Below are 24,900 nucleotides of genomic sequence, written 5' to 3' on the forward strand. Positions count from 1 at the left end.
GCATTTCACAGCAACAGTCGCTTAAATAAGGGTTCAGGAATCCAACGAATCACCGCCATGATCCAGCGCCAAGTGGATCGCACGTAGATCACGTCCTTCTTTTTTTCTATAGCTGAGAAGATTGCATTGGCCACTTCCTTTGGCTCCGCCGTAAGTTGGGGGGGCAATTTCCTTCCTTCGGTCATCCGCGTCTTCACATAGCCGGGCAAAACCGTTAAGACCTGTACCCCCGATTTGGCAAGGCGATGCCGCAATCCCGACAAAAATGCTGTGAAGCCAGCTTTCGCAGAACCATAGAAGTAATTACTTGCCCGCCCCCGTTCCCCAGCGACAGAGGAAATCCCCACTAACGTACCAAACCCCCGCTGCTCAAACAGATTGGCAAAGAGACTTAAAATAACCGCTGGACCTTCATAATTGGTGCGCATCACTTCAAGAGCAAGGGACAAATTTTGCTCACATGCTTTTTGGTCTGGCATGAAACCAACAACACAGATCACAATCGCCGGCTGCTCCGGGAGTTGCTGGATAAAGGCTGCATGGGTCTCCAGCGCCAAGACATCAAATTCATGGATACTGACAGCCACACCATAGCGTATTTCCAAATCCGCTTTATCTGGCTCCAGGCGGCTCACCTGCCGTGCAGCCAATTGAATTGGATAACCCTGAGCCGCAAACTGATGGGCGATCGCCCGCCCCATATCGGAAGTCGCTCCCAAAATCAGAACAGGGGCGGTCATAGATGTAACCTCTTCGACTGTTCTGAGGCAAAGTTCACCGTCCACTGGTGGGCATCCCTGACTTTTACAAAGGTTTCTACCCGAGAATCGGACTGGCGCAGTCGCATCGGAGTTAAATGGCTATCCTTGGCAAGGTAAAAGCGACCCCCATACTGTAGAGTGATTTCCTCCAGTTGATCCAAAAGCTTGAGGGTGCGTTGGGACATCGGAAAGTCCAGAGCCAAGGTATAACCCGCCATCGGAAATGAAAAATAACCCTGTTGATCACCCAACTTCTTCAAAACTCCGAGAAATGACCCCGCTCCTGCGACTGACGTGCAATGCAGTAACGCCGCTAGACCCTCGCGGGCAGTGCTCAGGGGCAAAACGCATTGGAACTGGACCAAACCACGCCGCCCATAGATGCGATTCCACCCCAAGAGACAATCCAGGGGATAGAAGAAAGTATCCCAATCCACAAAGGACTGGCCGGCTTTGCGTTGACTATTGAGGAAATACAGTTGATTAAAGGCACGCACAGTTAATGAATTCAAGGCACCATTGGGAAAATCCACAGGAATCGAGAACTGACGCCGTTGCGGAGTCCACAGTGGCCTGTGCCGATATTTGGTTGGCAGCTCCTCCCGCGTCGCGTGTTCTCCTAGCATCAGCACAGACCGCCCCAACTGAGAACGAGCCGCTAGACAATCAATCCAAGCCACGGCGTAGGTCACATCCTGCGCAGCCTCAAAGAGATCAACGGCCTCGTCTAAATTCCTGGCGATATAGGTGGTTTGGCGAATCCACGCAGTTTCAATGGGGCGCAATCGAAAGGCTGCCCTGAGGATCACCCCCGTCAAGCCCATTCCCCCCACCGTCCAGTAAAACAAATCTCGATTTTCTGAAGGAGAGCAGCGATAAATTTGCCCCTCGCTAGTTAGGAGATCCAGCCAGTCTAAACTTTGAACAAAACTGCCCTCTTTGTGGTGGTTTTTTCCATGAACATCGGCGGCAATCATGCCCCCCACCGTAACGAACTTCGTGCCAGGGGTCGCCAAGGGAAACCAACCGCGAGGCCCAAAAATCTCTAGAATCTCTGCCAGTAGAACCCCTGCCTCAGCAATCAATTGACCGGTTTGCGGATTAAACCCCAATAGGCGATTGAAGTGGCTCATTTGCAGTGTTGCTTGCCGATTGAGGGCGCTATCTCCGTAGGCACGGCCATTTCCACGGGCAATGAGCGGCAAACCACTGTTGAGAAGCTGGATAATCTCGGATTCTGAGCGCGGGCAATAAACATGACAGGTCTGCACAGGATACCGTCCCCAGCCGCAGAGCCTTTTGAGAGAACTCCTAGGAGTCATTAGAGAAGACATAGCGTTTATCCAAGTGATACTTGACCCCATAGCCAATGGCTAAACCAATAATGGCACCCATTTCCCGCATGAAATGGCTTTGCCAAATCAACCAAAATAGGGTTTCAAATCCCCAAAAAATGGCGGTTGTAAAAATTCCCATTGAAGCATACAGACTAAATTGACGGCTATAGTGATGTATACCCTTTTTATGATCGAAGAAAATCCATCGCTTATCCAGATAGTATTTCACCACCAACCCCACGAGCGTACCCACTGCTACTGCGACCACAAAATAAGGGAAGCTATTATCAATGATTAATATTATCCTCTGAAAAAATAAATTCATAAAGGTAGCAATCACCGCAAAAACGGTATAGCGAATAATTAGGGTTTGTAAAGTCATAAAACTCCACCTAAGATAAAGCAAACCAGACAAATCAAGAAACAGATTTGGCTTTGTCGATCTTTAATTGCATAAACAATTGGATCATAGTGCATCAAACCGCGGTGGGTCAGCATGATGGTTCGGGTAATCCAGTATAGAAGCACACAGCAAATGCCCCAGAGTACCTGTGGGTTTGTGTAAAGAAGCTGCACTTGGGGAGAGTTGATATAGAGCGCCAGCACCAAAATTGAGACATAACCCGCCCCAATAGCCATCATGCTAATAATCGGCAAATCGTCAACGTGGTAGCCTCGACCACTGGCCTTGAGTTGTTTGCGGTGATAGTAATCCACCAGTTCTGCTTGGCGCTTGACGGTTGCCAGACAAAAGAAGAAAAAGATGGAGAAAGCCAAAAGCCACACACTGAGGGAAATCCCTGTGGCAACCGCACCTGCAAAGATGCGAATCGTGTAAAGGCCCGCAAGGACGCAAATGTCAATAATCATCCGGCGCTTTAGGTAAAAGGAGTAGGCAGTGGTGAGACCATAATAGGCGAGGAGAATGCTCAGAAATGACCAACTAATGGTGGTGGCGATCGCCACGCCGCCGCCGAGGAGGATCAAAATCAGCCATATCCCGTGGGAGAGGGGAATATCTCCAGCGGCAAAGGGACGATGACGCTTGCGGGGATGGGCGCGATCGGCCTGCAAATCTAAAAGGTCATTTAAGACATAGACACTGGACGCCGTCAGACTAAAAGCAATTGCTGCCACCAGCGCAATCCAAAAGGTGGACAAATTAAACTGGTGCGCCGCGAGCATAGGCACAAAGACCAAAACATTTTTTACCCACTGATGGGGCCGAATTTCCTTGAAGTAGGGTTGAATGCTTTGTTTTGCGCTCCCTAAATGTTCCACATTGGGATTGATTTGCTCGACTTTTTGGCGTAGCCGAGGAGATGCATTGACGGTAATTGCTTTGGCCACAACTGCCCACACAGGTAAATCAGCCTCAGAATTCCCCATGTAGATAACATTTTTCTCACCCAAACGCTCTAGGATAAACCTTGCCTTGTTTTCTCCCTTCAAATTAAGCTGGCCATCAGAACCATAAACCTCATCAAAAAGCCCCAAATGGGCAGCAATCCTTTCAGCGGCGAGTTGATGAGTGGCAGTGATGAGGGCAACCTTAGCCCCCTTGGCTTTCCAATCTTGGATATACTGAATAACTTCTGAGTTATAGGGTAATGTGGTAATGTCCAAGTCAGTACAGGTAGCTAATTTTCTTTTGATCTGAGCAGGATTGAAGCTTTTTATTTTGAAGAGTTGAATTAGTAGCTCACTAAAAGACAAACAGATTAATTCTAGAAGGACATTCGTTCTCAGTAGGGTGTTATCCAGATCGATAAGAAGGTAAACCATTTTTACAGTTTAAGGTTTTGCTGGGCGTTGGTGCAATAACAATAGTATTTTACCTTTACGCCGGTAAACGGTCGTCTGACAGACAAACGGAAAGCAAATGGCAGTGAGAACCTAGCGAAATGAGCGCATGGCAGAGCAAAAACATCGCTACTGGGTGAAGAACTAGGCAAAATATGACCATGCACTGGTCAATCATGGCAACCAAACGATCTAGTTTGATGAGGAGGACATTGCCAAGAACTGGATGCCCCTTCCCTCGAACAGGCGAGGTAAGTCGAGGTTTTATTCTAACTTGGCCATTCAAGTCTATCTGAGGCCCAAGATTCTGTCCCGTCTGCCCCATCGTGCTGCGGAAGGGTTGGTGAACTCACTGATGCGCCTGTGTGGGTTGAACTTGCCGGTGCTGAATCACACTCATGTGTGGCGCCAGGCGGCCACGTTGGAAGTGAAGATTCCACATCGTTGGAGAACAGGTGCGATCCATGTCGTGGTGAACTCGATTGGTTTGAAGATTTTCCGTGAAAGCGAATGGAAGGTGCACCAGCATGGGGCACTCAAGCGTTGTACCTGGCGCAAAATCCATCTGTCGGTAGATGCAACAGCCAAGGACATCGTCGGCATCGAGATCACCACTACCCCCTGGCACGACAGTGAAGTCTTTCCTGACCTGCTCTCGCAAGTCGAAGGTGACATTTCCCAAGTCAGTGCCGATGGGGCTTACGACACCGAGGCAGTGCATGCTGCCATCAGCGAACCTCAGGTGAAGGCAAGCATACCGCGGCGCGAGGAGGCGGTGCCTTAGGGGAATAATCCTCCCCGTGACCTGATCGCCGATATTGCCGCCAAGGGACAGGAAGGCTGGAAGGAAGAATCTGGCCATTACCTGCGCAGCCTTGCCCAGAAGATGATGTACTGGTTCAAGCAACTGGGGATCGTCTCTTCCCACAGGCCTTTGACCGGCAGGTTACTGAGAGTCATGTGCGTGCAGCGATCATCAAGACTTTGCTCTAATCTTGACACGCCACAGTGCGTGCAGGGTGGGCATAGTGCACCTGCTGCATGAATCAGGATGGGGAGAGGGGAAGATCATACTGGAAACCGCTGATTCAACCCATAGGTATATTAAATAACGCTAATTGTGTACCAACACCCGCACAATCCATTGTTTTTTTAACCCAGATTTTCCATTAGCCACTTCAATGCACGTTTTAAAAAGCTTAAAAAGCCAGTATCATATCCACCAACACAGCAGTGTGGTATAGACCAAGTTGTTAGATAGATTAGTCCAGCAACAATAAAAATTCGTCTGTAGCGATACTTAATGTTTACTTCGCTTGCAAGAGCAAGACAGAAAAACATAAATATGATGACATGAACCCAGCGACCCCAATCAATTGCGAGAAGAAAAAGAGGAAATATTGTTGCTATGCTAGCCACAAACAAAATTTCTCGTTCTTTATTCCACCATGTAGTAAATGATAGAGGAAGTAATGCAAGCCAAAGAAATACAGGGGTAAAGAGAGACCGGTAATCCAAAAGACTTAGCACACGTCTTAGTGCAGTACCGGTATCTTCGCTAAGCCAATCGATAGATCCTTTACAGATATTGGGATCAAGGTTGCGAGTTGTTAAAGACTGACAAATGGCCTGCGCTAAAGCTTCATTGCCTTTATAGAAAAAAGCGAAAATCAAAATTACTGAGCTTGCCGTGGCGAGGATTGAGCTGTAGGCAATAGCAGTACGATTAGTGATAAGTCCATCTTTTGTGCTCACATAAATCAAATAGAAGAAAAACGGTAGCGTGAAAACAGTTAATTCATGTGAAAGTGCCCCTAAGCTGTAAGCAAGAGATATAAAGGTTAGCTTAAAAGGGGTGACGTTCTTATTGGCATATATCAGGCAAAAAAAGCAAAGATTAGGAAAACAATAATCTCCTTTCGGAATCCACCTTGCGTGTCGTAGAAAGGGAAGAGCAAAAATGCTGGTGAAAATAGGATTAAAAGCCAAAATAAACTTCTTTTTTTCGATAATAGAGCTTTAGTACAAGACCAAAAATTAGAGCATAGATAGCTACTTGTGTGACATAGGTTACCCATAACAATGGCAAACCAAAGTCTGAGACTTTTAATAAGAAGGTCCCTATTAGTCCTCTTCGTACGATTCCTGCACTGTAATTGATTAGCCAATCACCCGTTTTCCAGTTGTTTCCACCATTCAAAATTTCTATTGCGTAATAACGACAAAAGTAAGCAAAAAATACCCAAACTACATATGGCGCATATTTTTCTATTTTTGTTTTGCTGAGCATCTTAGAACAATTTTGCCTTAGAGATGTCATTAGTGCATTAAAGCAGCCAATGAAATCTGTGGCAAGGGGCTGTGTCATCGTAATTATAAGCAGCAACACCTCTTGCAGGGGAATAGGTAACAGATTATGAATTCTCTGCTGCTGGGCATGACGCTCAAACGGCGAGCCACTAGAGTAGTAGTGAATCGGTTTGGGAACCAAAACCATGAATGAGCTCTTTGCTTTGCTGTTTATATTTGGGCTTGGGACCTGGGGTATTCCTAGCTCTGTGCGGATTATCAAACAGGGCAATATGGCGCTGGTCGAGCGGTTGGGCAGCTATCACCGTCGCTTGGAACCGGGGTTGAATCTTATAGTTCCCCTCCTTGAGCGGGTAGCCTTTGAGGAAACGATTCGGGAAAAGGTCTTAGATATTCCGCCGCAGCAGTGTATCACCCGTGACAATGTAACGATTACCGTGGATGCCGTCGTTTACTGGCGGATTATTAATATGGAGCGCGCCTATTATAGGGTGGAAAACCTGAAAATGGCGATGGTGAATTTGGTGCAAACGCAGATTCGAGCAGAAATGGGGAGGCTAGAACTCGATGAAACCTTTACCGCTCGTACTCAGGTGAATGAGAATCTCCTACGGGATCTCGATATTGCCACAGATCCGTGGGGCGTGAAGGTGACCCGTGTGGAACTGCGGGATATTGCCCCCTCGAAGGCGGTCCAAGACTCGATGGAACTGCAAATGTCTGCGGAGCGCAAAAAACGCGCTGCTATTCTCACCTCCGAAGGGGAACGGGAAGCGGCCATCAACTCTGCTCGCGGTAAAGCAGAAGCTCAAGTGTTAGCCGCCGAGGCAGAACAAAAAGCCGCCATTCTGGCAGCGGAAGCAGAACAAAAAGTGGTTGTGTTGCGTGCCCAAGCCGAGCGTCAAGATCAGATTTTGCGTGCCCAAGGAACTGCAGAAGCGATGAAGATTATTGCGGCAGCACTGCACGAAGATCCCAAGACGAAGGAAGCGCTCCAGTTTCTCCTTGCTCAGAGCTATTTGGATATGGGACGCACCATTGGCCACAGTGATAGCAGTAAAGTACTATTTATAGATCCGAGCAGTATCCCAGCAACGATTGAGGGTGTAAAGTCCCTAATCGAGCAGTCTCCCCGCGAGGTATAGTCCATGGCACAATTTCGGGCACAGGTTTTTGTTACGCTGCGACCATCAGTGTTAGATCCCGCAGGAGTTGCCGTACAGGCGGGGATTCATCATCTGGGCTATACAAATGTGCAATCGGTGCGCATTGGCAAACTAGTAGAACTCACCCTAGAGGCCCGCGATCGCGCCACTGCTGAGGTACAACTCACCCACATTGCCGATCAACTGTTAGCCAATCCCGTGATTGAAACCTTTCGCATTGAATTGCAGGAGCTGGCGACTGCCGCAGAGTAGGCACGATGTTCAACTGGTGGGATGATCTATTAGCCAGTATCGAGGCGGGCATCAAGGCCGGCATTGAATCGGGATTGCAGTCCTTGGCCCACACCCTTGCCCCTTTGCTGCAAGTGCCGGAAGCCACAGCTCCCTTCCAGCGCATTGCCTTCTTTCGGGCGGGTGTGGATCAACCGATCGCTGGCCCTGGCATTAGAGTCGAAGGTGCTGCTTGGTGTCTGGCGTCCCACTGGCCGCAGAGAATTCCCCTCTTTGAACTCCCGGAAGCCCATCTGTGGCTGGAAGTGCCCTCTGCCCAAGGGGGAGATCAACTGCTCCTGTGCCGTGCTTTAGTCAAAACCGGGAGCTTGCCCGAGGGGGCACAACTGTTCCTCAGCCGCAGTCAACCCTTGGGTTGGACATTTTCGCGCACGGTTTCCCTCGTGGGCGATCGCGACTGGCATCTGTGCGAAGTGCCTTTTCACCTCAAACCAGAACTCCAGACCCCCGGCTTGATTAAAATTGGGGTGGAATTCATGGGACGCGGTGTGGTCTGGCTACGGGATATTGAGCTGCTCCATGCCCCCGCCAAGTTAAAGCCAATTACTGATGTGATGGATGGATTGCTGTGAGTCATGGCCTAAACGTAGGGATTGTCGTTTTTCCCGGATCTAATTGCGATCGCGATGTGGCCTACGTCACCAGTGAAATTCTCCAGTGGCCCACGCAACTGCTATGGCACGAGGAGACCGATCTGCGGGGTTACGATTTGATTGTGCTGCCGGGGGGCTTTAGTTTTGGCGATTATTTGCGCTGTGGGGCGATCGCCCGCTTCTCACCCATCATGGCCGCCGTCAAAGACCATGCCGCCGCTGGCAAATGGGTGCTCGGCATTTGTAATGGCTTTCAAATTCTGACGGAGGCAAAACTGCTGCCGGGTGCCCTCGTGCGCAATCGGGACTTGCACTTTATTTGCGATCGCGTCCATTTGCGCTTAGAAGCCAAAGAGCGGCCATGGCTACAGGCCTATGGCGATAAGACCGTGATTCGCTTGCCCATTGCCCATGGTGAAGGCTGCTACTATGCCGATCCTGCCACCCTCGCCGAACTGGAAGCCAACCGCCAAGTCCTCTTTCGCTACGCTGATGCCCAAGGGAATGTTACCCCTGAAAGTAATCCCAATGGTTCGCTCAACAATATCGCAGGTATTTGCAATGCTGCCGGCAATGTCTTGGGAATGATGCCCCACCCTGAACGTGCCGCTGACCCTGCCTTGATCAGCTCCCCCAGTGAACATACCCTGGAGGGCCTACAATTGTTTCAGTCACTACTAGGGGCCCCTGTCGGTTGCTAGAGGAACAGTGCTCAGCTAATGCATCTCCATGGAGCCGCTGCTGTCTTATCTGGTGGGAGCGATTGCAGCCCTCTTTCCCATTGTTGATCCCATTGGGGCTATTCCCATTTTCTATGCCCTAACTGCCAAGCAATCTCACCAACGCCGTTGCCAGCAAGCAAAACAGGTGGCCCTCAACGTGGCCGCGGTGCTGACGGTTTTCTTTCTCATGGGAAAAGGGCTGCTTGCCTTCTTTGGCATCTCTCTGCCGGTGGTACGTATTGCTGGTGGCTTGATTGTTAGCCATACTGCTTGGCAGATGGTGACATCTCAGGACCGGTTGACCCATCGGGAGCAAACGGAAGCGGCAGATAAGGCGGACATCTCCCTAACCCCTATGGCTGTTCCCCTCCTCAGCGGCCCGGGGGCGATCGCCATGACCATTAGCCTCTCTACGCGCTGTCATACCTGGCTAGAATATCTAGGGGCGTGGTTGGGGATTTTGTTGTTGAGCGCGATGGTTTACTTCCTTTTGATCTTGGGAGAACCCCTCAGTCAAGCCTGGGGAATTACCGGTCGGGGAGCCTTGACACGACTATTGGGCTTTTTCATTCTGGCGATCGCCGTCCAGTTCATTGCCGATGGCAGTCTGGCGCTCCTCCAACCCTTGTTGCGCTAGCGTACTTCGTCCTCTTGTCAATCTTTCGTCAATCGCTATCCAATCCATCCAAATGCCCATTTTTGCGACCAAGGGTGCCCACGTTTACCAACTGCACCAACTCACGGCAACGGTGAACCTCTACGACGCCTCCAGGGGCGATCGCTTGGCAACCCAAGGGGCAGCAGGACGGTTTCTCTGGGTATCTGCTTTGGCGTCTGAACGGACCCACGTACAACTGGCGGAGGATGAATACTGGGGCTGGTTGGATGCAGAGGATTACTGCCATCTCACACCCGCGACTCAGCCCTATCAACCCATTGCCCGCGATCGCGCGGACATCGAGGCTGTCCTTGAAGAGGTTATTGCCTTTTGCTTGGCGGCACAGCAAGTCCCCCATGAATATCTCTGGGGAGGAACCGTCGCCCCCCACTACGACTGTTCTGGCTTGATGCAGGCCAGTTTTGCCAGTCAAGGCATTTGGCTACCGCGGGATGCTTATCAGCAGGAGGCCTTTGCCACCCCTTTAGGGAGCAACTCGATTGCGGAAACCCTACCCCAACTTCAGCGGGGCGATCTGGTCTTTTTCGGCAGCTGTGAAAAGGCGACCCATGTGGGCCTCTATCTGGGGCAGGGGCAGTATATTCATAGCTCTGGCAAGGAATACGGCCGCAATGGCATTGGCATTGATACCCTCTTCCCCAGTGAGGATCCCGTGAGCATTGCCTATCAGCGGCAGTTTCGCGGTGGTGGCCGCATTGAGTATAGCTATCTGCCCCTAGCGACCCATCCCTAGTTTTTGCGCTTTTTGATAGACCTTACCTTCCGTGAGGAGGGAAGGAGCAATGACGATCTCCACCTGCTGCATTTCCCGCAGATCCTTGGCCCCAAGGGTTCCCATACTGGTTTGCAACGCCCCAAGGAAGTTGTGGGTTCCATCGTCCAACTGGGCAGGTCCCCGCAGAATCTGCTCAAGGGTACCTGTGGTGCCCACATGAATGCGCGTCCCCCGAGGCAGGACAGGACTAGGCGTGGCCATACCCCAGTGATAACCGCGACCGGGGGCTTCTTTAGCACGGGCAAAGGGCGACCCCATCATCACTGCATCTGCGCCGCAGGCAATACATTTGCAGACATCGCCACCGGTGACAAGGCCGCCATCGGCAATCACAGGCACATAGCGTTGCGTCTGTTCAAAATAGGCGTCCCGTGCTGCTGCACAGTCGGCGATCGCCGTCACTTGAGGCACGCCCACCCCAAGCACGCCACGGGAGGTACAGGCCGCCCCTGGACCGATTCCCACCAGAATTGCCGCCGCGCCACAGTGCATAAGACTGAGAGCCACCTCATAGGTGACACAGTTCCCCAAAATAACGGGCATCGGCATCCGCTCACAAAAGGCAGCCAAGTCTAGGGGATCTGTCCCCTCAGGCGCAAGGTGAGCCGGTGAGACAACGGTTGCTTGCACAAAGAGCAAATCCGCCCCTGCCGCTGCCACAACATCACCAAAACGACTGGCCCCCGCTGGAGTTAAACTGACAGCAGCAATCCCCCCTTGGGATTTGATTTCTTGAATGCGTTTTTCAATGAGCTGGGGTTGAATTGGCTGCGCATACAACTGCTGCATCAGGGGCACAAATTCATCCACACTGACGCTGGCAATGCGTTCGAGAATCGGTGCGGGATCTTCGTAGCGGGTTTGAAGCCCCTCAAGATTGAGGACGCCCAGTGCCCCCATTTGGCTGAGTTTGACGGCCATGGTAACATCCACGACCCCATCCATGGCACTGGCAATAATCGGAATTTCCCGTTCAATGGCACCAATGCGCCAGCGGGTATCCACCAATTGAGGATCAAGGGTGCGGTTGCCGGGGACAAGGGCAATTTCATCAATACCGTAGGCGCGGCGGGCGGTGCGATGTCCGCCTAGTTGAATTGTCATGGTGTTCCTCGCAGTTGGTAGGCTAAATGATCAAGTACCGTGTCTGAGTTGTTGTGGACAGTGGAACAAATTTACAAAAATTTACAACACCTTGACAAGCCATGCCTTGGCGCTAGTTCAATGGTGGGTTGGGCGATCGCCGAACCGGGCGAAAGGAAGTCGGACGCGGTGCTGGGGGCGATGAAGCGGCGCGCTGGGGGCGGGCTAGCCGTGCCTTGGCCTTGGCTTTCTTGGACTTCTTGATTTTGCGCGGGGGCAGAATACCCACTGTGGTTGCCTCCTGGACCACTAAACTTGTTCCCTGTCGTTGCACCTGAAAGTCCCAAAAGTACCCCGGCGACTTCATGGGCACGGTTCCTGTGAGTTTCAGTTTGAAGGCTTTGGGTTTTTCGCCCCGCCGGCGCGGCAACTGCTGGATTTTAACGACGACAAAGTTCTTTTCTTGGGAGTTGAAGATCACTTCTCCCCGTACAGAAAAGTAACCGTCATTGACGCCGGGATCCACTGCTGTGGCATTGGCCTGTTGCAGGCGCTCCGGTTCCCATACGCCCACAATTTGCAGGTGCAGTTTCACCGCTGCTTTGTCTTTGTCAGCATTACGGGTGCGAGGGTAGACTACCCAGAGGTGGGGTTCATTCAAGTCGAGATATTTTTTAATCAGGTTCATCACCTGCCCCAAGAGGACGGTTTCAATTTCCACCCCATCCTCGGTAATCATTACCCCTCGGTTGAACTCCTGCTCCGAAGCGGGTACATAGCGACCTCGCACAACCCCGATCGCCCGATATTGCATCCGTTCACTGGGGGGTGGGATGGGTTGGGGGTGGGCAGGAAGATCCGGTTGCCTAGAAATGGGTTCTTCAGGAGCGGCATTGACCTTGGGCAGTGAGCTACCCGCTGCAGCAACACCGAGAATTTCTGGGCGAGGCTTGGTTTCTAAATCAGGGGCAGGCGCTGGGGTCTTCTTGGTGCGGGGGCGCTTGGCCGGCGGTTCAGCAGTCATGGCAATTCTCGCAAACAGTCTAAACACCCATTGAGTAACTGTTCAGATGAACAGGCCACGGCAATTCTCAATTGGGGTACTCTCAATTATGCGTTGCTACTGGGAGCTAAGCAACACTTTTATTCCTGCCAAAATTCCTGCCAAACTTTGAGAACTATGGGGCTGATGGAACGCTCTCAGTTTGGACAATTGCCCCAAAATCGCCAATAATTGCCGCACAGTTGCGCAACAGACCAAGGAGGGCTAAACGATTGGCACGCACTGTCGCATCCTCTGCCATCACCAGCACACTTTCTTCCCCATCGAAGAAGCGACTGACAATCGGGGCAAGGCTGACTAAAGCATCCACAATTTGGCCATAGGCACGCTGCCCCTGGGCCTGTTGCACCGTTGGCAAGATGTCCTTGAGGGCGCTGTAGAATTCCTTTTCAATGGGGGCTTCAAGGTGCTTGGCCTTGACTGCGCGGATATTTAGGCAGTCTGTCCCTAGGGTGCCTTGGCGTGCTAAGCGAGCGGCGCGGTTCACCGTGGGGTAAATGGCCATGAGGTCACCAGATTGGCGCAGTTTTTGCAGAAACTGGGCGCGATCGCGGGCATCAACCACATCCTGGAGGGCACGAGTCTGCAACTCCGGCTGATCCTCTGGAATCACCGCATTCACCAAGTCATACTCAATGCCTAGGTCTTCTTGAAGAAGTGTCCGCAGCCGTTGGCTAAAAAACTGCCGCAGTTGCTGCTCTAAATCAGCGGCACTGAGCTTGGCAGCAAATTGGCGACAAAAGGCTTGGGCATACTCCTGTAGCAGAGCGAGGAGATTTAGGTGGTGTTCCCCCTGCCAGAGGATGGTGATTACCCCATTGGCTGCCCGCCGTAGGGCAAAAGGATCCGAAGAACCCGTGGGACAGAGGCCGAGGCCAAAGAGGCAGACTAGGGTATCCAAGCGATCAGCCAATCCCACCACCTGGCCCGTGAGACTTTGGGGCAGGCGATCGCCAGCAAAACGAGGCAGATAATGTTCAAAAATTCCCATGGCCACCGCTGGGGCTTCCCCAGAGACCCTGGCATAGACTTGTCCCATATAGCCCTGCAGTTCAGGAAATTCCCCCACCATCTGCGTCACTAGATCCGCTTTGCATAGACAAGCCGTGCGCTCAATGGCAGCAATATCCGCAGCCGCACAATTTAAAGCGGTTGCAATTTGGCGAGCCAAGGCGGTTAGCCGCTTCACTTTGTCCGCCATCGATCCCAATTCATCTTGGAAGGTCACCGTGGCTAGTTTCCCGCAGTAGTGCTCTAGGGGCTGTGCCGTATCCGCCCTGTAGAAGAACTCAGCATCCGCTAGGCGGGCCCGAATCACCCGCTCATTCCCAGCGCGAATCAAGGAAGTGGCCGCCGGATCGCCATTGCTAATCGTGATGAACACCGGCAGCAGGGCTTGGCGAGTCGCATCGGTGTACACGGGAAAATACCGCTGATGGGACACCAATACGGTGGTAATCACCTCAAGGGGCAGAGCAAGAAACCGCGCTTCAAAACTCCCCAAGACTGCTGTTGGCCATTCCACAAGGTGGGTGACTTCCTCCAAAAGGGGCACTTCTAAATCCACCCATCCCGCGGCCTCCGCAGCAAGGGCAGCAATTTGCTCGCGAATCCGTTGCTGGCGGGCTTCTGGATCCACCAAGACCCCTGCCTTTTCAAGGGCAGATGCGTAGTCTTGGGCATGGCTGAGGGCAATGGCGCCTTGGGAAAGCACCCGATGGCCATAGGTGGTGCGATCGCTGGCAATGGACACAGAATGGCTTTCCAAAACCAAGGGCAACACCTGCTCATCCCACAGCAACACCAACCAGCGAATGGGACGCGAAAAGCGCAGATCGCCATCTCCCCAGCGCATGAAGCGAGGGCCCTCAAGGGCAGCAATCCACTGTTGCGCCAACTCGGTCAAGAGTTGAGGGGTTGGTTGGCCGGGGCGAATCTGTTTGAGATAGACCACCTCCCCCTTTTCCGTGGCGCGGATTTCAATTTCCTCGAGACTGCCTTGGCGCGATCGCAGGAACCCCAATAGCGCAGGGGTGGGTTCCCCCTCCCGAAAGGCCACGGTGGCCGCTGGCCCTTTGATCTCAATTGCTTGATCCGGCTGCTGGGGCGGCAACCCCTCAATCAGTACTGCTAAGCGGCGCGGGGTTGCCCAGACGTTGACCTCTGCCGTGAGTCCCCGTTCCTTAAGGGTTTGGGGGATCAGGGTGCGCCACTGCCGCAGGGCACTACTGACAAAGCGGGCGGGCAGATCCTCAGTGCCCACCTCCAAGAGGAAGGTATGCAGTGATGACTGGGGCATGGTGACCATGGGCTAGACAACGGAGTTACTGCGGGCGGCTTCGGCCTCGTCGGGATGAATGCCAAGGCGGGTGAGGTTAATGCGGCCTTTGCTGTCCACCTCACGAATTTTGACGACAATTTCATCGCCAATTTTCACCTCATCCTCAACTTTACCGACGCGATACTCCGCCAACTGGGAAATGTGGATCATCCCCTCTTTGCCCGGGAGAAACTCGACAAAAGCACCGATGGGAATAATTCGTGTCACCTTGCCCAGATAGACATCACCGGCGTTGAGCTTTCGCGTTAGACCCTCAATGGCAGCCCGTGCTTGCTTCGCATTGGTTTCATTGGGGGCAGTAATGGTGACTAGCCCCTCTTCGCTGATGTCCACCTTGACGTTGTATTGCTCAGAGATACCGCGCACAGTTTTGCCCCCTGGACCAATGACCAGGCCAATCATATCGGGGGGAATTTGCAAGGTGAGCAGCCGTGGCGCACTGGGGGGCAGTTGGGGACGGGGTTTATCGAGCACCGCCAGCATTTTCTCAAGGATATGGAGCCGCGCCGGACGCGCCTGTTCGATCGCCTGCTTAATCACGGCAACGGGCAAGCCGGTAATTTTCATATCCATTTGCAGGGCGGTGATGCCGCTGTCGGTGCCGGCCACTTTGAAGTCCATGTCCCCAAGGAAGTCTTCAATCCCCTGAATGTCGGTCAGGATGCGCACCTCATTGCCCTCCTTGATCAACCCCATGGCCGCACCACTGACGGGCTTGCGGATTGGTACCCCGGCATCCATCAAGGAGAGGGTGGAACCACAAACGGAGCCCATAGAGGTCGAGCCATCGGAGGAGAGCACCTCCGACACCACCCGAATCACGTAGGGAAACTCCTCCTTGGGAGGAAGGACGGGTTCAAGGGCACGCTCAGCAAGGGCACCATGGCCAATTTCTCGCCGCCCCGGCGATCGCAGGGGTTTGACTTCACCGACGGAGTAAGGGGGAAAGTTGTAGTGGTGCAGATAACGTTTGCTGTCCTCAGGATGCAGATCATCAAGAGCTTGGGCATCGGCAGGAGAACCGAGGGTGGTCACGGACATCACCTGCGTCAAGCCACGATTAAAGAGGGCGCTGCCATGAACCCGCTCCGGGAGAACCCCCACCTCACACCAAATAGGGCGCACTTCATCGAGACGGCGGCCATCAACTCGCACCCCTTCTTCAATAATTTGCTGCCGCATGAGTTTTTTCGTGACGGCCTTAAAGAGGGTGGGTAGGGCTTTGGGGTTTTCCGCCGCCGCCACAGCCACTGGGTGATCTTCGGGCAGAGCAGCAATTTCTTGGGCGATCGCCCCTTGCACCTCATCGAGGGCAGCATCCCGAACATTTTTGTCCTTTTCAAAGCGTTTGAGAATGGCTTTGACCGGTTGAGCGGCACGCTCGTAGATAAAGTTTTCTAAGGTGGGGTCGATCGCCGGTGGCTCAGCGCGGACAATGTCAATGCCCAATTCCTTGAGGAGATCCCGCTGCGCTTGAATCAGGTCCTGGATCACCTCATAGGCAAAGTCAATGGCCTCAATCATGTCGGCTTCTGGCAGTTCATTGGCACCGGCCTCCACCATCACCACCCCATCGGGAGACCCGGCAACGACAAGATCCAAGCCACCGCGCTCAATTTCTTTGTAAGTGGGGTTGATCACAAACTCATCCCCCACAAGGCCGACGCGCACCGCTGCCATCGGACCATTAAAGGGAATTTGTGCCAAGAGAACGGCAATTGAGGCTCCGGTTACCGCCAACACATCGGGGGGAACATTTTCATCGAGGGAAACCGTCGTTGCCACCACTTGGAGATCGTCGCGCAACCACTGGGGAAAGAGAGGGCGCAGCGGCCGGTCAATCAGACGACCAATGAGAATGGCTTTTTCGGGGGGGCGACCCTCACGCCGTAAAAAACCGCCGGGAATCCGGCCAGCCGCATAGAGGCGCTCTTCGTAATCCACAACAAGGGGCAAAAAATCAATACCTTCACGCGGGGCAGCACGATTGGCCGTTACGAGTACAGCTGTTTCTCCCGAACTAATGAGAATGGAGCCGGCGGCTTGGGGGGCAAATTTTTGCAATACTACCTTAACATCCCGTCCATCTAGGGGGATAATCTTTTCTAGACCCTTCATTTGCGTTCTATTGTGTCCTTACTTCCTATTTCTTTCTCTCTACTAGGATAACTGCTTCTGCCACTCATCCGCTAAACTTCAAGGATTAGCCGTGTGCCCCCAAGAACCGCAAGACTGGGGGTGGCTGTCCAGCTTTGGGTCAATAAAATTTGTATCAGTTCTGCCGATCGCTGGCCGCTGGGGCTACCCTGCAACCCCAAATAGAAACTAGCAGAGTGGTGGCTATCTTGACCCAGAACCTTCAGCAGATCATCAGCGTAGTGAATGGCTTTTTCCATCTGGGTTTGCAAGCTGGTCCATAAATCCACATTGCGGAGATTGCTTAGGGTTTCGGCCACCACGTCTTGACGATGTTGAATTAAGATAGTTCGCGGCTGGAGCTCGGGGGGTAAATCCGCAAAGAAAATAGCGGGGCCATAGCCAATGAGATGAACGGTCTCCATCCATTTCGTTTGCGGCAGCAGTAATTGACGGACAATGTGACAGGCAAGGGCAGTGATAATTAATCCTTGGCTATGGGCAACAAGATACAATTCAGCCCCCGCTTGTAACCCCTTGACAATTTCATAGGCCAACCGCAGGGTGGGACGTGGCGCCCCGGCTGGAAAGGCACCGTAGAGATACTGGGCAAAATCCCACCAGCTCAATTTTTGTAGGAATGATAGATCAAGGAGTTTCGTTAGGTCAGCGGTACGATTGATCTCGAGGGGGCGCTGTTGGATTTGGCTGGGTTGGGCGATCGCTAGAATATCGGCATCATCGGCCAGATCTTTGCTCACCAGTTGGCCAAGGAGTTTGGCATACTGATAGCGGCGATCCTTGCTGGGGTCTGGAGCTGGGGTCTGGGACCAAAAATGGTAGAGTTCTGCCTTACCGAGGAAACTTTCCAAGAGATCCGCTTGGAAGCCATGGGTTTGATTGTGAATGCCACGAATTTCTAAAGGATAAGTCGCCGTGAGTTCGGCAAGGCGGTTCAAATCCCGCAGTTGCTTGGCAGCATCGCTACCTATCCCATTCACATGGAGTAAACGCCGTCGCAGAGGAGCACTGAAGAGTTTCTGGGGCAAAAGAATCGTGCCGTCGAGGGTAGAGGTCATAGGAGATTCAGAAATTTAAATGAGAGACTTTGGCCAAACGCCATCAAAGGCGGCTAAGTTGTGATCATGGTCACAGTCATTCTATCGAGGGATAGGTCATACTAAATAGTGACTCAGTACTATCCGAGTCATCAACAGGGAACACACAACGAGCCGACAGACTGTAGGTCAGTTTGTCGGTTTTTTTAGATAATTTCAGGCATGCGCCACAAACAGATCACGGTTCGTTTAGATGCCAAACTCTATGGCCAACTTCAACGCTGGCAGGTGCAGCAGGGATGCAGTTCCCTGAGTGAGGCAATTCGTAGGCTTTTGCAACAATCCCTTCAGCCGACGGAGATGACCTGTCCAACGGTTTTACAACGCCTGAGTACCCTAGAACAGCAAGTGGCAGCTCTTGAACGCCAACTGCGCCCCCCTCAACCCACTCTTGAAACCCTGACGATCCCCGAGCTAGAGCGGCTAAACCGCCCACAACTGGTGGCCTTAGCCCGGGATTTGGGCATCTATAGCTATAAGCTGAATAATCCAGCGTTGCGGCAAGCGATTTGGGCGGCAAAACAAGCGATCTATGGGCAGGGGCAGCAATGATATGCTGACCAAGGTGACTCAAAGTTAAGGGAGATGGCTGGTTCGTCAGAATCCATAGATCGCTCGCGTTTATGGTGGGCGGCGATTAAACTTCCCATGTACAGTGTGGCAGTGATGCCCATTTGGTTGGGCACGGCGGGGGCGATCGCCAAGACAGGCAGAGTACACTGGTGGCCTTTTGGTTTGTTTCTAACGGCGGCTGTACTCATTTTGGCCTGGCTGAATCTGAGCAATGATGTCTTTGATGCTGAAACGGGGATCGATCGCCACAAGTACCATTCCGTGGTCAATCTCACAGGCAAAAAGCAACTGATCTTTTGGCTGAGCAACCTCTGCTTACTCTTGGGGCTACTGGGGATTGCCGCCATTAGTTGGCTGCAACAGGATGGAACGGTTTTAGGGTTGGTATTGCTCTGCTGTGCCCTAGGGTATAGCTACCAAGGGCCGCCCTTTCGTTTGGGCTATTTGGGTTTGGGGGAGCCGATTTGTTTTATTTGCTTTGGCCCCTTGGCAATCGCTGCCGCCTACTATAGCCAAGTGCAAACCTTTAGCCCCAGTATTTGGCCTGTAGCCACCCTCAATGGTCTGACAACAACGCTGATTCTCTTTTGCTCCCACTTTCACCAGGTGGCCGATGATCTAGCCGCCGGCAAACGTTCCCCGGTAGTGCGCCTAGGGACGGCTCGCAGTGCCCAACTGGTCTATGGTGCCTGTGGTCTCTTTTATGGGGTGTTGGTGGCCAGTGTTCTCTGGGGACTCCTGCCGGGGCCAACACTGCTGGCTTTGGGTTCACTGCCCTGGGCAATTTATTTGTGCCAGCGGATGGCGCAATTTCACAGTGTGCCTGAGCAGATCGAGAACTCGAAATTTATTGCGGTGCAACTGCATTTTTGGAGTAGCTTGCTCTTGGGATTGGGCTATTTGCTTTGAGCTTGGGGGCGATCGCGATTCAGTGACCACTGGTATTCGACACTGCCGCCGCCCGCTTGCCATTCCTCCTCAAACTGCTTTTGCAGCCGCAGGGCTTTGCGCAGATGAATGACAGCACTGTGGAGCTGTTGATAGCCACTGGAGTTGGGGGGGAGGGTGGGTAAGGAAGCCTGTTCCAAAATTTGCAGCACTAGCTCGTAATGAATGTGGGCAGGAACGGGAACCTCATCTGAGGGGGCAGAATAACGAGTCACCGGGGCAAACACCTCCAAGGAACAACTATCTAACCTTCTAGCGGCGGCGGGGACGGCGATAGGTCAGCCGCTCGGAGCGATCGCGCTCGTAGGCAATCAGTCGGCCATAGATTTCATGCTTGGTTAAGTTTAACGAAAAAAAGACATGCCGCCGCGGATTGCCAAAGCCCTTACGGGTAAAAAACTTCACTGCGGGGGTATTAGCAGGGTCAGTATCCACCAGCATAAACCGTGCCCCCTCTTCAATCATGCGTTCGATGAGCTTATCCACGAGCCTGTCGGCAATGCCCCGCCGTTGATACTGCGGATGGACCCCTAGCCAGTTAATGTAACCATAGACCCATGGGGCTTTGCTAATAATCGTGCCCAAGATAAACCCGACCACCTGTGAATCGGCTTCGGCAACCAGACAGTATTCTGGATCGGTGTTATAGAAACCAATAACCTCCCATTCATCCCAGATGCGATAGAGGGAAGGATACAAATCACTTGTAAAAAGTTCTTCACCCAGGTGAAAGACTGGCGCAATGTCATCAATCCCCATCTCGCGAATCGTAATGTTAGTGGGTTCAGAGCGCTCTTCTTCTTTGGTGGGAACGATCTCTAAATCAACTAAATTGTGGTCGATGGGATCATCGGTGTGCAAAGACATACAAACTTTGTACCGAGCTATTTCTAGCTTAGCCTATGTTCATTGGCATCAAGCGGGCAATTCTAACGCACTTCCACAACGGCCTCTAGGGGATAGCGCACCTTGGGGGAAGTTGCATACTGGTCATCAGCGGCCCGGTAGCCAGCGGCACACACAACTACGGCATGGTAGCCTTGGGCAGGGAGGTTGAGAAGGCGGTCGTACTCTTGAGGTAAGAACCCCTCCATAGGACAGGTGTCAATTCCAAGCAGGGCCGCCGTCACCATGAACTGCCCCAAAGCAATATAAACTTGGCGGGCTGACCATTCATCAACATTCAGAGGATAAGGGGGCGATTGCAAGAAGCCCTTGACCAAATCTCCATACCCTTGCAGCTCTTCCACTGAGGTTTGGCGGACTTCCGCTTGCCGTGCAAGGTAGCGATCGACATCGGCAGCATTCAAATGACTTTTGATCGCAAAGACCACTAAGTGAGAGGCATCCACCACCTGCCGTTGATTCCAAGTGTGCGGCAGCAGGGCTTGGCGCAGTTCTGGGGTTTCAATGACGTAAAACTTCCACGGTTGCAGACCAAAGGAGGAAGGAGCGAGGACCAAACTTTGTAGAAGTGTTTGCCACAGAACCGCAGGAATTTTGCGATTAGGATCAAACTTTTTTGTGGCATAGCGCCATTGCAATTGCTGCAAAATCACTGTTGCCAAAACAGGTGTCTCAGTCATGGGTCACCACATTTTTCTCAAGCACAAGATTTTTCTCAAGCACAAGCATAGAACCGTCTCAACACTATCGCCGTATTGAACAGGAATGAGTAAAACTGCCAAAGGGTTGAGTAGTCAGGACAAGGGGGCTGAATTTACAGGTAACAGCCGGCAGCCGCGATAGCTCTTTTAAGCTTATCGGATTTACTGCACCCCAGCCCCTTTCCCTTCCTCTTTGGGAGCAAATTTGGGAGCAAAATTGAGATTTTGAGCTTAACCCCACTCAATCTCACCATGCATGGCATCCATTGCCAATGTCAGCTTTTCAATCAGGTGATCAACGGCAAAGGTACCGACATCTCCTACAGCACGGGTGCGAATACTCACCGTCTGACTTTCTACTTCTTTGGCGCCAATGATGCCCATCACCGGTATTTTCTGGGTTTCAGCATTGCGGATTTGTTTAGCCAAGCGATCGCCACTGCGATCCACGCTCACGCGCACCCCCCGCTCTTGCAGTTGAGCCGCCACCCGTTCGGCATAGGGACGTTGCTCATCCCCCACAGGCAACAGGCGCACTTGCTCCGGTGCTAGCCAAAAGGGGAAATCCCCTGCATACTCCTCAATGAGAATGCCAATGAGCCGCTCCAGGGAGCCAAAGGGGGCACGGTGGATCATCACCGGTCGGCGGCGGGTATTGTCCTCAGCAACATATTCCAAATCAAAGCGCTCAGGCAAATTGTAGTCTACCTGAACCGTTCCCAACTGCCACTCGCGACCGAGGGCATCCTCAAAGATAAAGTCCAGTTTCGGCCCATAGAAGGCGGCTTCACCAATGCCTAAAAAGTGCTTCATGCCCAACTGTTCTACGGCTCGCTGAATTGCTGCTTCGGCCTTTGACCACGCCTCATCGGAGCCAATGTATTTATCGGACTTAGGATCGCGAAAGCTCAAGCGGGCCTTGAATTTATTCAGACGCAGACAGCGAAAGACCGTAAGGATGAGGTCAACTACATTCAAAAACTCGGCATCCAACTGTTCTGGGGTAACAAAGAGATGGGAGTCATCCACCGTAAAGCCGCGTACCCGTGTTAAGCCCCCTAATTCTCCCGATTGCTCATAGCGATAGACAGTGCCAAATTCCGCCAGCCGCAGCGGTAAATCGCGATAGGAGCGCAGCTCACTTTTATAGATTTGAATGTGGAAAGGGCAGTTCATCGGCTTGAGGACAAACCCCTGCTCGTGGGCGGCAGCCTCAGCATCTTCGGCCATTAGAGGGAACATATCCTCCTTGTACTTTTGCCAGTGGCCAGAGGTCTTAAACAAATCCACACGGGCAATGTGGGGAGTGACCACCGGTAAATATCCCCGCTTCAGTTGCTCTTTTTTGAGAAAGTCCTCAAGGGTGAAGCGGAGCACCGTTCCTTTGGGGGTCCATAGGGGCAAACCTGGTCCGACTGGATCGGCAAAGATAAACAGGCCTAGTTCTTTACCCACCTTGCGGTGATCGCGGCGGAGTGCTTCTTCTTTGCGACGTTTATACTCCGCCAATTGTTCGGGGGTTTCCCATGCGGTGCCGTAGATGCGCTGAAGTTGGGCTTTGGTTTCATCCCCCCGCCAGTAGGCACCGGCAACACTTTCAAGGGCGATCGCCTTGGGATTAATCTCGCCAGTATTTTCAACGTGGGGCCCTGCACAGAGATCCCACCACTCATCCCCCAAGTGGTAAATCGTAATTGGTTCTTCGAGGTCTTGGAGAATTTCTAGCTTGTAGGGTTCCCCCAGTTCGCGAATGCGACGCTCGGCTTCCGCACGGGTCACTTCTTCACGGATCACTGGTAGCTTGCGCTTAATGATCTTGACCATCTCCTTCTCGATAAGCCTCAGGTCTTTTTCACTGAAGGGCTCTGGGTGGTCAAAATCGTAGTAAAACCCGTTTTCAATCCAAGGGCCAATCGTCACTTGAGCCTTGGGAAACAGCTTCTGGACGGCCATTGCCAAAATATGGGAGGTGGTGTGGCGAATGCGCTTTAGCCGCTCTGACTCACTGGTTTTGGGGAGGTGAATAGGGGCAGCAGCAGACTCTGGCATAGGGGTGATCTATTTAACAAATCTTGAATGAGGGTGAGACTTCTATTGTGACATTCTGCTGGGGCGATTAGCAGTGAGTTTTTTTTGGGGCGGGGGCGATCGCCTGTGGGCAAATGGAAAAGACATGGCTATGCTAAGGTTGAAATCACGTAGTGATAGTGATCATGCCACTGCCGCCCTCTATTCAGCATATCTTGTATAGAAATCTCGCATAGGAATGGAGTGTTTCCGTGAGTAGCCGTAAAGTCGTTGTCATTGATGACAGTAAAGTCATCCGGATGCGCGTCCGTGAAATGTTGCCAGAGGGCGACTATGAGATCTTGGAGGCCAAGGATGGGCGTGAGGGCTTGCAACTGATTGAGCAGTCTGATCCCACCCTGATCATGCTAGATTTTCTGCTGCCGAAGGTGAGCGGCTGGGAAGTCTATCAGGAATTGGAGAAAAACAACCTCCTAGGGGCAATTCCCTTAGTGATTATGTCGGGGCGCAAGGAAGAGGTCACAGAGAAGCTCCAGGAGCCCTTTGAGTGGTTTGAGTTTATTGAGAAGCCCTTTGAAAAAGAACAACTCGAAGCAGCAATTCAAGAGGCCTTTCGCAAAGCCCGTAAGCCCAGACCCGTCAAAGCAGTAGCCCATGCTGAAGTGGCTGCTCCAGTAGCCGTGGATCTCACCCCCGTCTATGACAAATTGGCCGCCCTTGAAGGCGCCATTCAAGTCTTGCAGGCACAATCTGTCACTGCAAATGACTTTGCTCAACTCCAAGCAACGGTTGCTCAACTGCAACAGCAACCAGCGGCAACAGGTCGTGGTGGGGATGAAAATCGCCTTGCTGCTTTAGAAGCTGAAAACCAACGGTTGCACCACGAGGTGGATCAACTGAAGCGAGCCGTTCACCAAATTGTGGCGGCATTGCGGCGGTTGCAGGGGGGACACTAACTACTGCCACTCAATCTCGCGGCGGCCGGCGAGGGCACGGGCAAGGGTCATTTCATCGGCATAGTCGAGATCGCCACCCACGGGTAGGCCAAAGGCAATGCGGGTTACTTTGACAAAGGGGCGCAGCAGCTGTCCCACATAGAGTGTGGTGGTTTCCCCTTCGATACTGGGGTTGATGGCGAGGATCACTTCTGTCACTTGCGGTTGGCTGGCGCGCTGAATGAGCGGTTGAATGTGCAGGTGTTCGGGGGTAATGCCCTCTAGGGGTGAAATGAGTCCGCCCAAAACATGGTACTTGCCGTGGTACTCGCGGGTTTTTTCAATGGCAATGACATCGCGGGAATCTGCAACCACGCAAATCGTGTGATTGTCTCGCTGGGGCGAGGCACAGATCTCACACACCGGTTCTGCAGAGAGATGAAAACACACTGAACAAAGTCCCACCTGCTGTTTGGCCTCAAGAAGAGCCTGAGCTAGGGCTTGGATATCGGCTTCAGGACGTTTGATGAGGTGGAGAGCTAGCCGTTGGGCAGTCTTCGGGCCAATCCCCGGCAGGCGCTGCAACTGCTCAATGAGACGAGCAAGGGGACGGGTATAAACACTACTCATG

General features: G+C 52.5%; 26 protein-coding genes. 10 read left to right on the top strand and 16 right to left on the bottom strand.

What is annotated here, in order from left to right; translation table 11 throughout:
- Positions 1 to 5: 5 nt before the first annotated feature.
- Genes NK55_RS07660 through NK55_RS07675 form a run of 4 tightly spaced genes read right to left on the bottom strand, consistent with a single transcriptional unit; the run spans position 6 to position 3,883 of the window.
- Positions 6 to 740 (bottom strand): SDR family oxidoreductase, encoded by a 735-nt coding sequence (locus NK55_RS07660; RefSeq protein WP_024125187.1) that lies wholly within the window; start codon positions 738 to 740, stop codon positions 6 to 8.
- Entirely contained in the window at positions 737 to 2,032 is a 1,296-nt protein-coding gene (locus NK55_RS07665) for an FAD-binding oxidoreductase (protein ID WP_225871746.1), read from the bottom strand. Before NK55_RS07665 ends, NK55_RS07660 begins: the two co-directional genes overlap by 4 nt.
- A 40-nt stretch (positions 2,033 to 2,072) precedes the next feature.
- The gene (locus tag NK55_RS07670) at positions 2,073 to 2,480 is read right to left on the bottom strand and encodes a GtrA family protein (RefSeq protein ID WP_024125189.1); all 408 of its coding nucleotides are present in this window, start codon (positions 2,478 to 2,480) and stop codon (positions 2,073 to 2,075) included.
- Positions 2,477 to 3,883, bottom strand: a complete 1,407-nt coding sequence (locus NK55_RS07675) for a UbiA family prenyltransferase (RefSeq protein ID WP_024125190.1) — start codon at positions 3,881 to 3,883, stop codon at positions 2,477 to 2,479. Before NK55_RS07675 ends, NK55_RS07670 begins: the two co-directional genes overlap by 4 nt.
- 244 nt (positions 3,884 to 4,127) lie before the next feature.
- On the opposite strand from NK55_RS07675, the gene NK55_RS14290 reads away from it, so the two are divergent.
- Complete coding sequence (locus tag NK55_RS14290) at positions 4,128 to 4,685, top strand: IS5 family transposase (RefSeq protein ID WP_071823303.1); 558 nt, start codon at positions 4,128 to 4,130, stop codon at positions 4,683 to 4,685.
- A gap of 368 nt (positions 4,686 to 5,053) precedes the next feature.
- Here NK55_RS14290 and NK55_RS13195 read toward each other — a convergent pair whose 3' ends face one another.
- Positions 5,054 to 5,890, bottom strand: coding sequence for a hypothetical protein (locus NK55_RS13195; RefSeq protein WP_157869692.1), 837 nt, complete (start codon positions 5,888 to 5,890; stop codon positions 5,054 to 5,056).
- Entirely contained in the window at positions 5,880 to 6,398 is a 519-nt protein-coding gene (locus NK55_RS07685) for a hypothetical protein (protein ID WP_041429139.1), read from the bottom strand. The genes NK55_RS13195 and NK55_RS07685 overlap by 11 nt, the downstream gene beginning before the upstream one ends.
- On the opposite strand from NK55_RS07685, the gene NK55_RS07690 reads away from it, so the two are divergent.
- From NK55_RS07690 to NK55_RS07715, 6 genes are read left to right on the top strand one after another with little or no spacing between them, the layout of a single operon-like run.
- Positions 6,397 to 7,356, top strand: coding sequence for an SPFH domain-containing protein (locus tag NK55_RS07690; protein WP_024125191.1), 960 nt, complete (start codon positions 6,397 to 6,399; stop codon positions 7,354 to 7,356). The genes NK55_RS07685 and NK55_RS07690 overlap by 2 nt on opposite strands.
- A 3-nt stretch (positions 7,357 to 7,359) precedes the next feature.
- Positions 7,360 to 7,629, top strand: coding sequence for a phosphoribosylformylglycinamidine synthase subunit PurS (gene purS / locus NK55_RS07695; protein WP_024125192.1), 270 nt, complete (start codon positions 7,360 to 7,362; stop codon positions 7,627 to 7,629).
- A 5-nt stretch (positions 7,630 to 7,634) separates the two neighbouring features.
- Positions 7,635 to 8,240 carry a hypothetical protein gene (locus NK55_RS07700; protein WP_024125193.1) on the top strand — a complete coding sequence of 202 codons (606 nt, stop codon included), beginning with the start codon at positions 7,635 to 7,637 and terminating at the stop codon, positions 8,238 to 8,240.
- Positions 8,237 to 8,962 (top strand): phosphoribosylformylglycinamidine synthase subunit PurQ, encoded by a 726-nt coding sequence (gene purQ / locus NK55_RS07705; RefSeq protein ID WP_024125194.1) that lies wholly within the window; start codon positions 8,237 to 8,239, stop codon positions 8,960 to 8,962. Before NK55_RS07700 ends, purQ begins: the two co-directional genes overlap by 4 nt.
- Before the next feature lie 28 nt (positions 8,963 to 8,990).
- Positions 8,991 to 9,620, top strand: coding sequence for a MarC family protein (locus tag NK55_RS07710; RefSeq protein WP_024125195.1), 630 nt, complete (start codon positions 8,991 to 8,993; stop codon positions 9,618 to 9,620).
- A gap of 52 nt (positions 9,621 to 9,672) precedes the next feature.
- Positions 9,673 to 10,395, top strand: coding sequence for a C40 family peptidase (locus NK55_RS07715; RefSeq protein WP_024125196.1), 723 nt, complete (start codon positions 9,673 to 9,675; stop codon positions 10,393 to 10,395).
- Here NK55_RS07715 and NK55_RS07720 read toward each other — a convergent pair.
- The 5 genes from NK55_RS07720 to NK55_RS07740 all read right to left on the bottom strand — a co-directional run bounded on the left by NK55_RS07720 (position 10,378) and on the right by NK55_RS07740 (position 18,139).
- Positions 10,378 to 11,541 (bottom strand): GuaB3 family IMP dehydrogenase-related protein, encoded by a 1,164-nt coding sequence (locus tag NK55_RS07720; protein ID WP_024125197.1) that lies wholly within the window; start codon positions 11,539 to 11,541, stop codon positions 10,378 to 10,380. The two genes, NK55_RS07715 and NK55_RS07720, sit on opposite strands and share 18 nt — an antisense overlap.
- 112 nt (positions 11,542 to 11,653) lie before the next feature.
- Positions 11,654 to 12,544, bottom strand: a complete 891-nt coding sequence (locus tag NK55_RS07725) for a hypothetical protein (protein WP_024125198.1) — start codon at positions 12,542 to 12,544, stop codon at positions 11,654 to 11,656.
- Between the two features lie 154 nt (positions 12,545 to 12,698).
- On the bottom strand, positions 12,699 to 14,882 hold the full coding sequence (glyS, locus tag NK55_RS07730; RefSeq protein ID WP_024125199.1) for a glycine--tRNA ligase subunit beta: 2,184 nt from the start codon (positions 14,880 to 14,882) through the stop codon (positions 12,699 to 12,701).
- A 12-nt stretch (positions 14,883 to 14,894) separates the two neighbouring features.
- Positions 14,895 to 17,042: a polyribonucleotide nucleotidyltransferase gene (locus NK55_RS07735; protein WP_024125200.1), complete on the bottom strand. Its 2,148-nt coding sequence runs from the start codon at positions 17,040 to 17,042 to the stop codon at positions 14,895 to 14,897.
- A 71-nt stretch (positions 17,043 to 17,113) separates the two neighbouring features.
- Positions 17,114 to 18,139, bottom strand: coding sequence for a hypothetical protein (locus NK55_RS07740; RefSeq protein WP_024125201.1), 1,026 nt, complete (start codon positions 18,137 to 18,139; stop codon positions 17,114 to 17,116).
- 201 nt (positions 18,140 to 18,340) lie between these two features.
- On the opposite strand from NK55_RS07740, the gene NK55_RS13510 reads away from it, so the two are divergent.
- Positions 18,341 to 18,730: a hypothetical protein gene (locus NK55_RS13510; RefSeq protein ID WP_024125202.1), complete on the top strand. Its 390-nt coding sequence runs from the start codon at positions 18,341 to 18,343 to the stop codon at positions 18,728 to 18,730.
- Positions 18,731 to 18,763: 33 nt separating this feature from the next.
- A complete protein-coding gene (gene menA, locus NK55_RS07750; protein ID WP_024125203.1) occupies positions 18,764 to 19,660 on the top strand; it encodes a 2-carboxy-1,4-naphthoquinone phytyltransferase in 897 nt (298 codons plus the stop codon).
- Here the strand turns inward: menA and NK55_RS07755 are convergent.
- From NK55_RS07755 to thrS, 4 genes are all read right to left on the bottom strand, one after another.
- A complete protein-coding gene (locus NK55_RS07755; protein WP_024125204.1) occupies positions 19,648 to 19,914 on the bottom strand; it encodes a DUF5340 domain-containing protein in 267 nt (88 codons plus the stop codon). The two genes, menA and NK55_RS07755, sit on opposite strands and share 13 nt — an antisense overlap.
- 37 nt (positions 19,915 to 19,951) lie before the next feature.
- Complete coding sequence (locus NK55_RS07760; protein ID WP_225871803.1) at positions 19,952 to 20,458, bottom strand: GNAT family N-acetyltransferase; 507 nt, start codon at positions 20,456 to 20,458, stop codon at positions 19,952 to 19,954.
- Positions 20,459 to 20,628: 170 nt separating this feature from the next.
- Complete coding sequence (locus tag NK55_RS07765) at positions 20,629 to 21,285, bottom strand: NAD(P)H-dependent oxidoreductase (RefSeq protein ID WP_024125206.1); 657 nt, start codon at positions 21,283 to 21,285, stop codon at positions 20,629 to 20,631.
- Positions 21,286 to 21,537: 252 nt separating this feature from the next.
- A complete protein-coding gene (gene thrS / locus NK55_RS07770; RefSeq protein ID WP_024125207.1) occupies positions 21,538 to 23,355 on the bottom strand; it encodes a threonine--tRNA ligase in 1,818 nt (605 codons plus the stop codon).
- Between the two features lie 230 nt (positions 23,356 to 23,585).
- Here thrS and NK55_RS14160 point away from each other — a divergent pair, with 230 nt between their 5' ends.
- Positions 23,586 to 24,290, top strand: a complete 705-nt coding sequence (locus NK55_RS14160; protein WP_024125208.1) for a response regulator — start codon at positions 23,586 to 23,588, stop codon at positions 24,288 to 24,290.
- Here NK55_RS14160 and recR read toward each other — a convergent pair whose 3' ends face one another.
- A complete protein-coding gene (gene recR / locus NK55_RS07780; protein WP_024125209.1) occupies positions 24,291 to 24,899 on the bottom strand; it encodes a recombination mediator RecR in 609 nt (202 codons plus the stop codon).
- Position 24,900 lies beyond the last annotated feature (1 nt).

It is taken from the genome of Thermosynechococcus sp. NK55a, from assembly GCF_000505665.1.
Taxonomy (GTDB): Bacteria; Cyanobacteriota; Cyanobacteriia; order Thermosynechococcales; family Thermosynechococcaceae; genus Thermosynechococcus.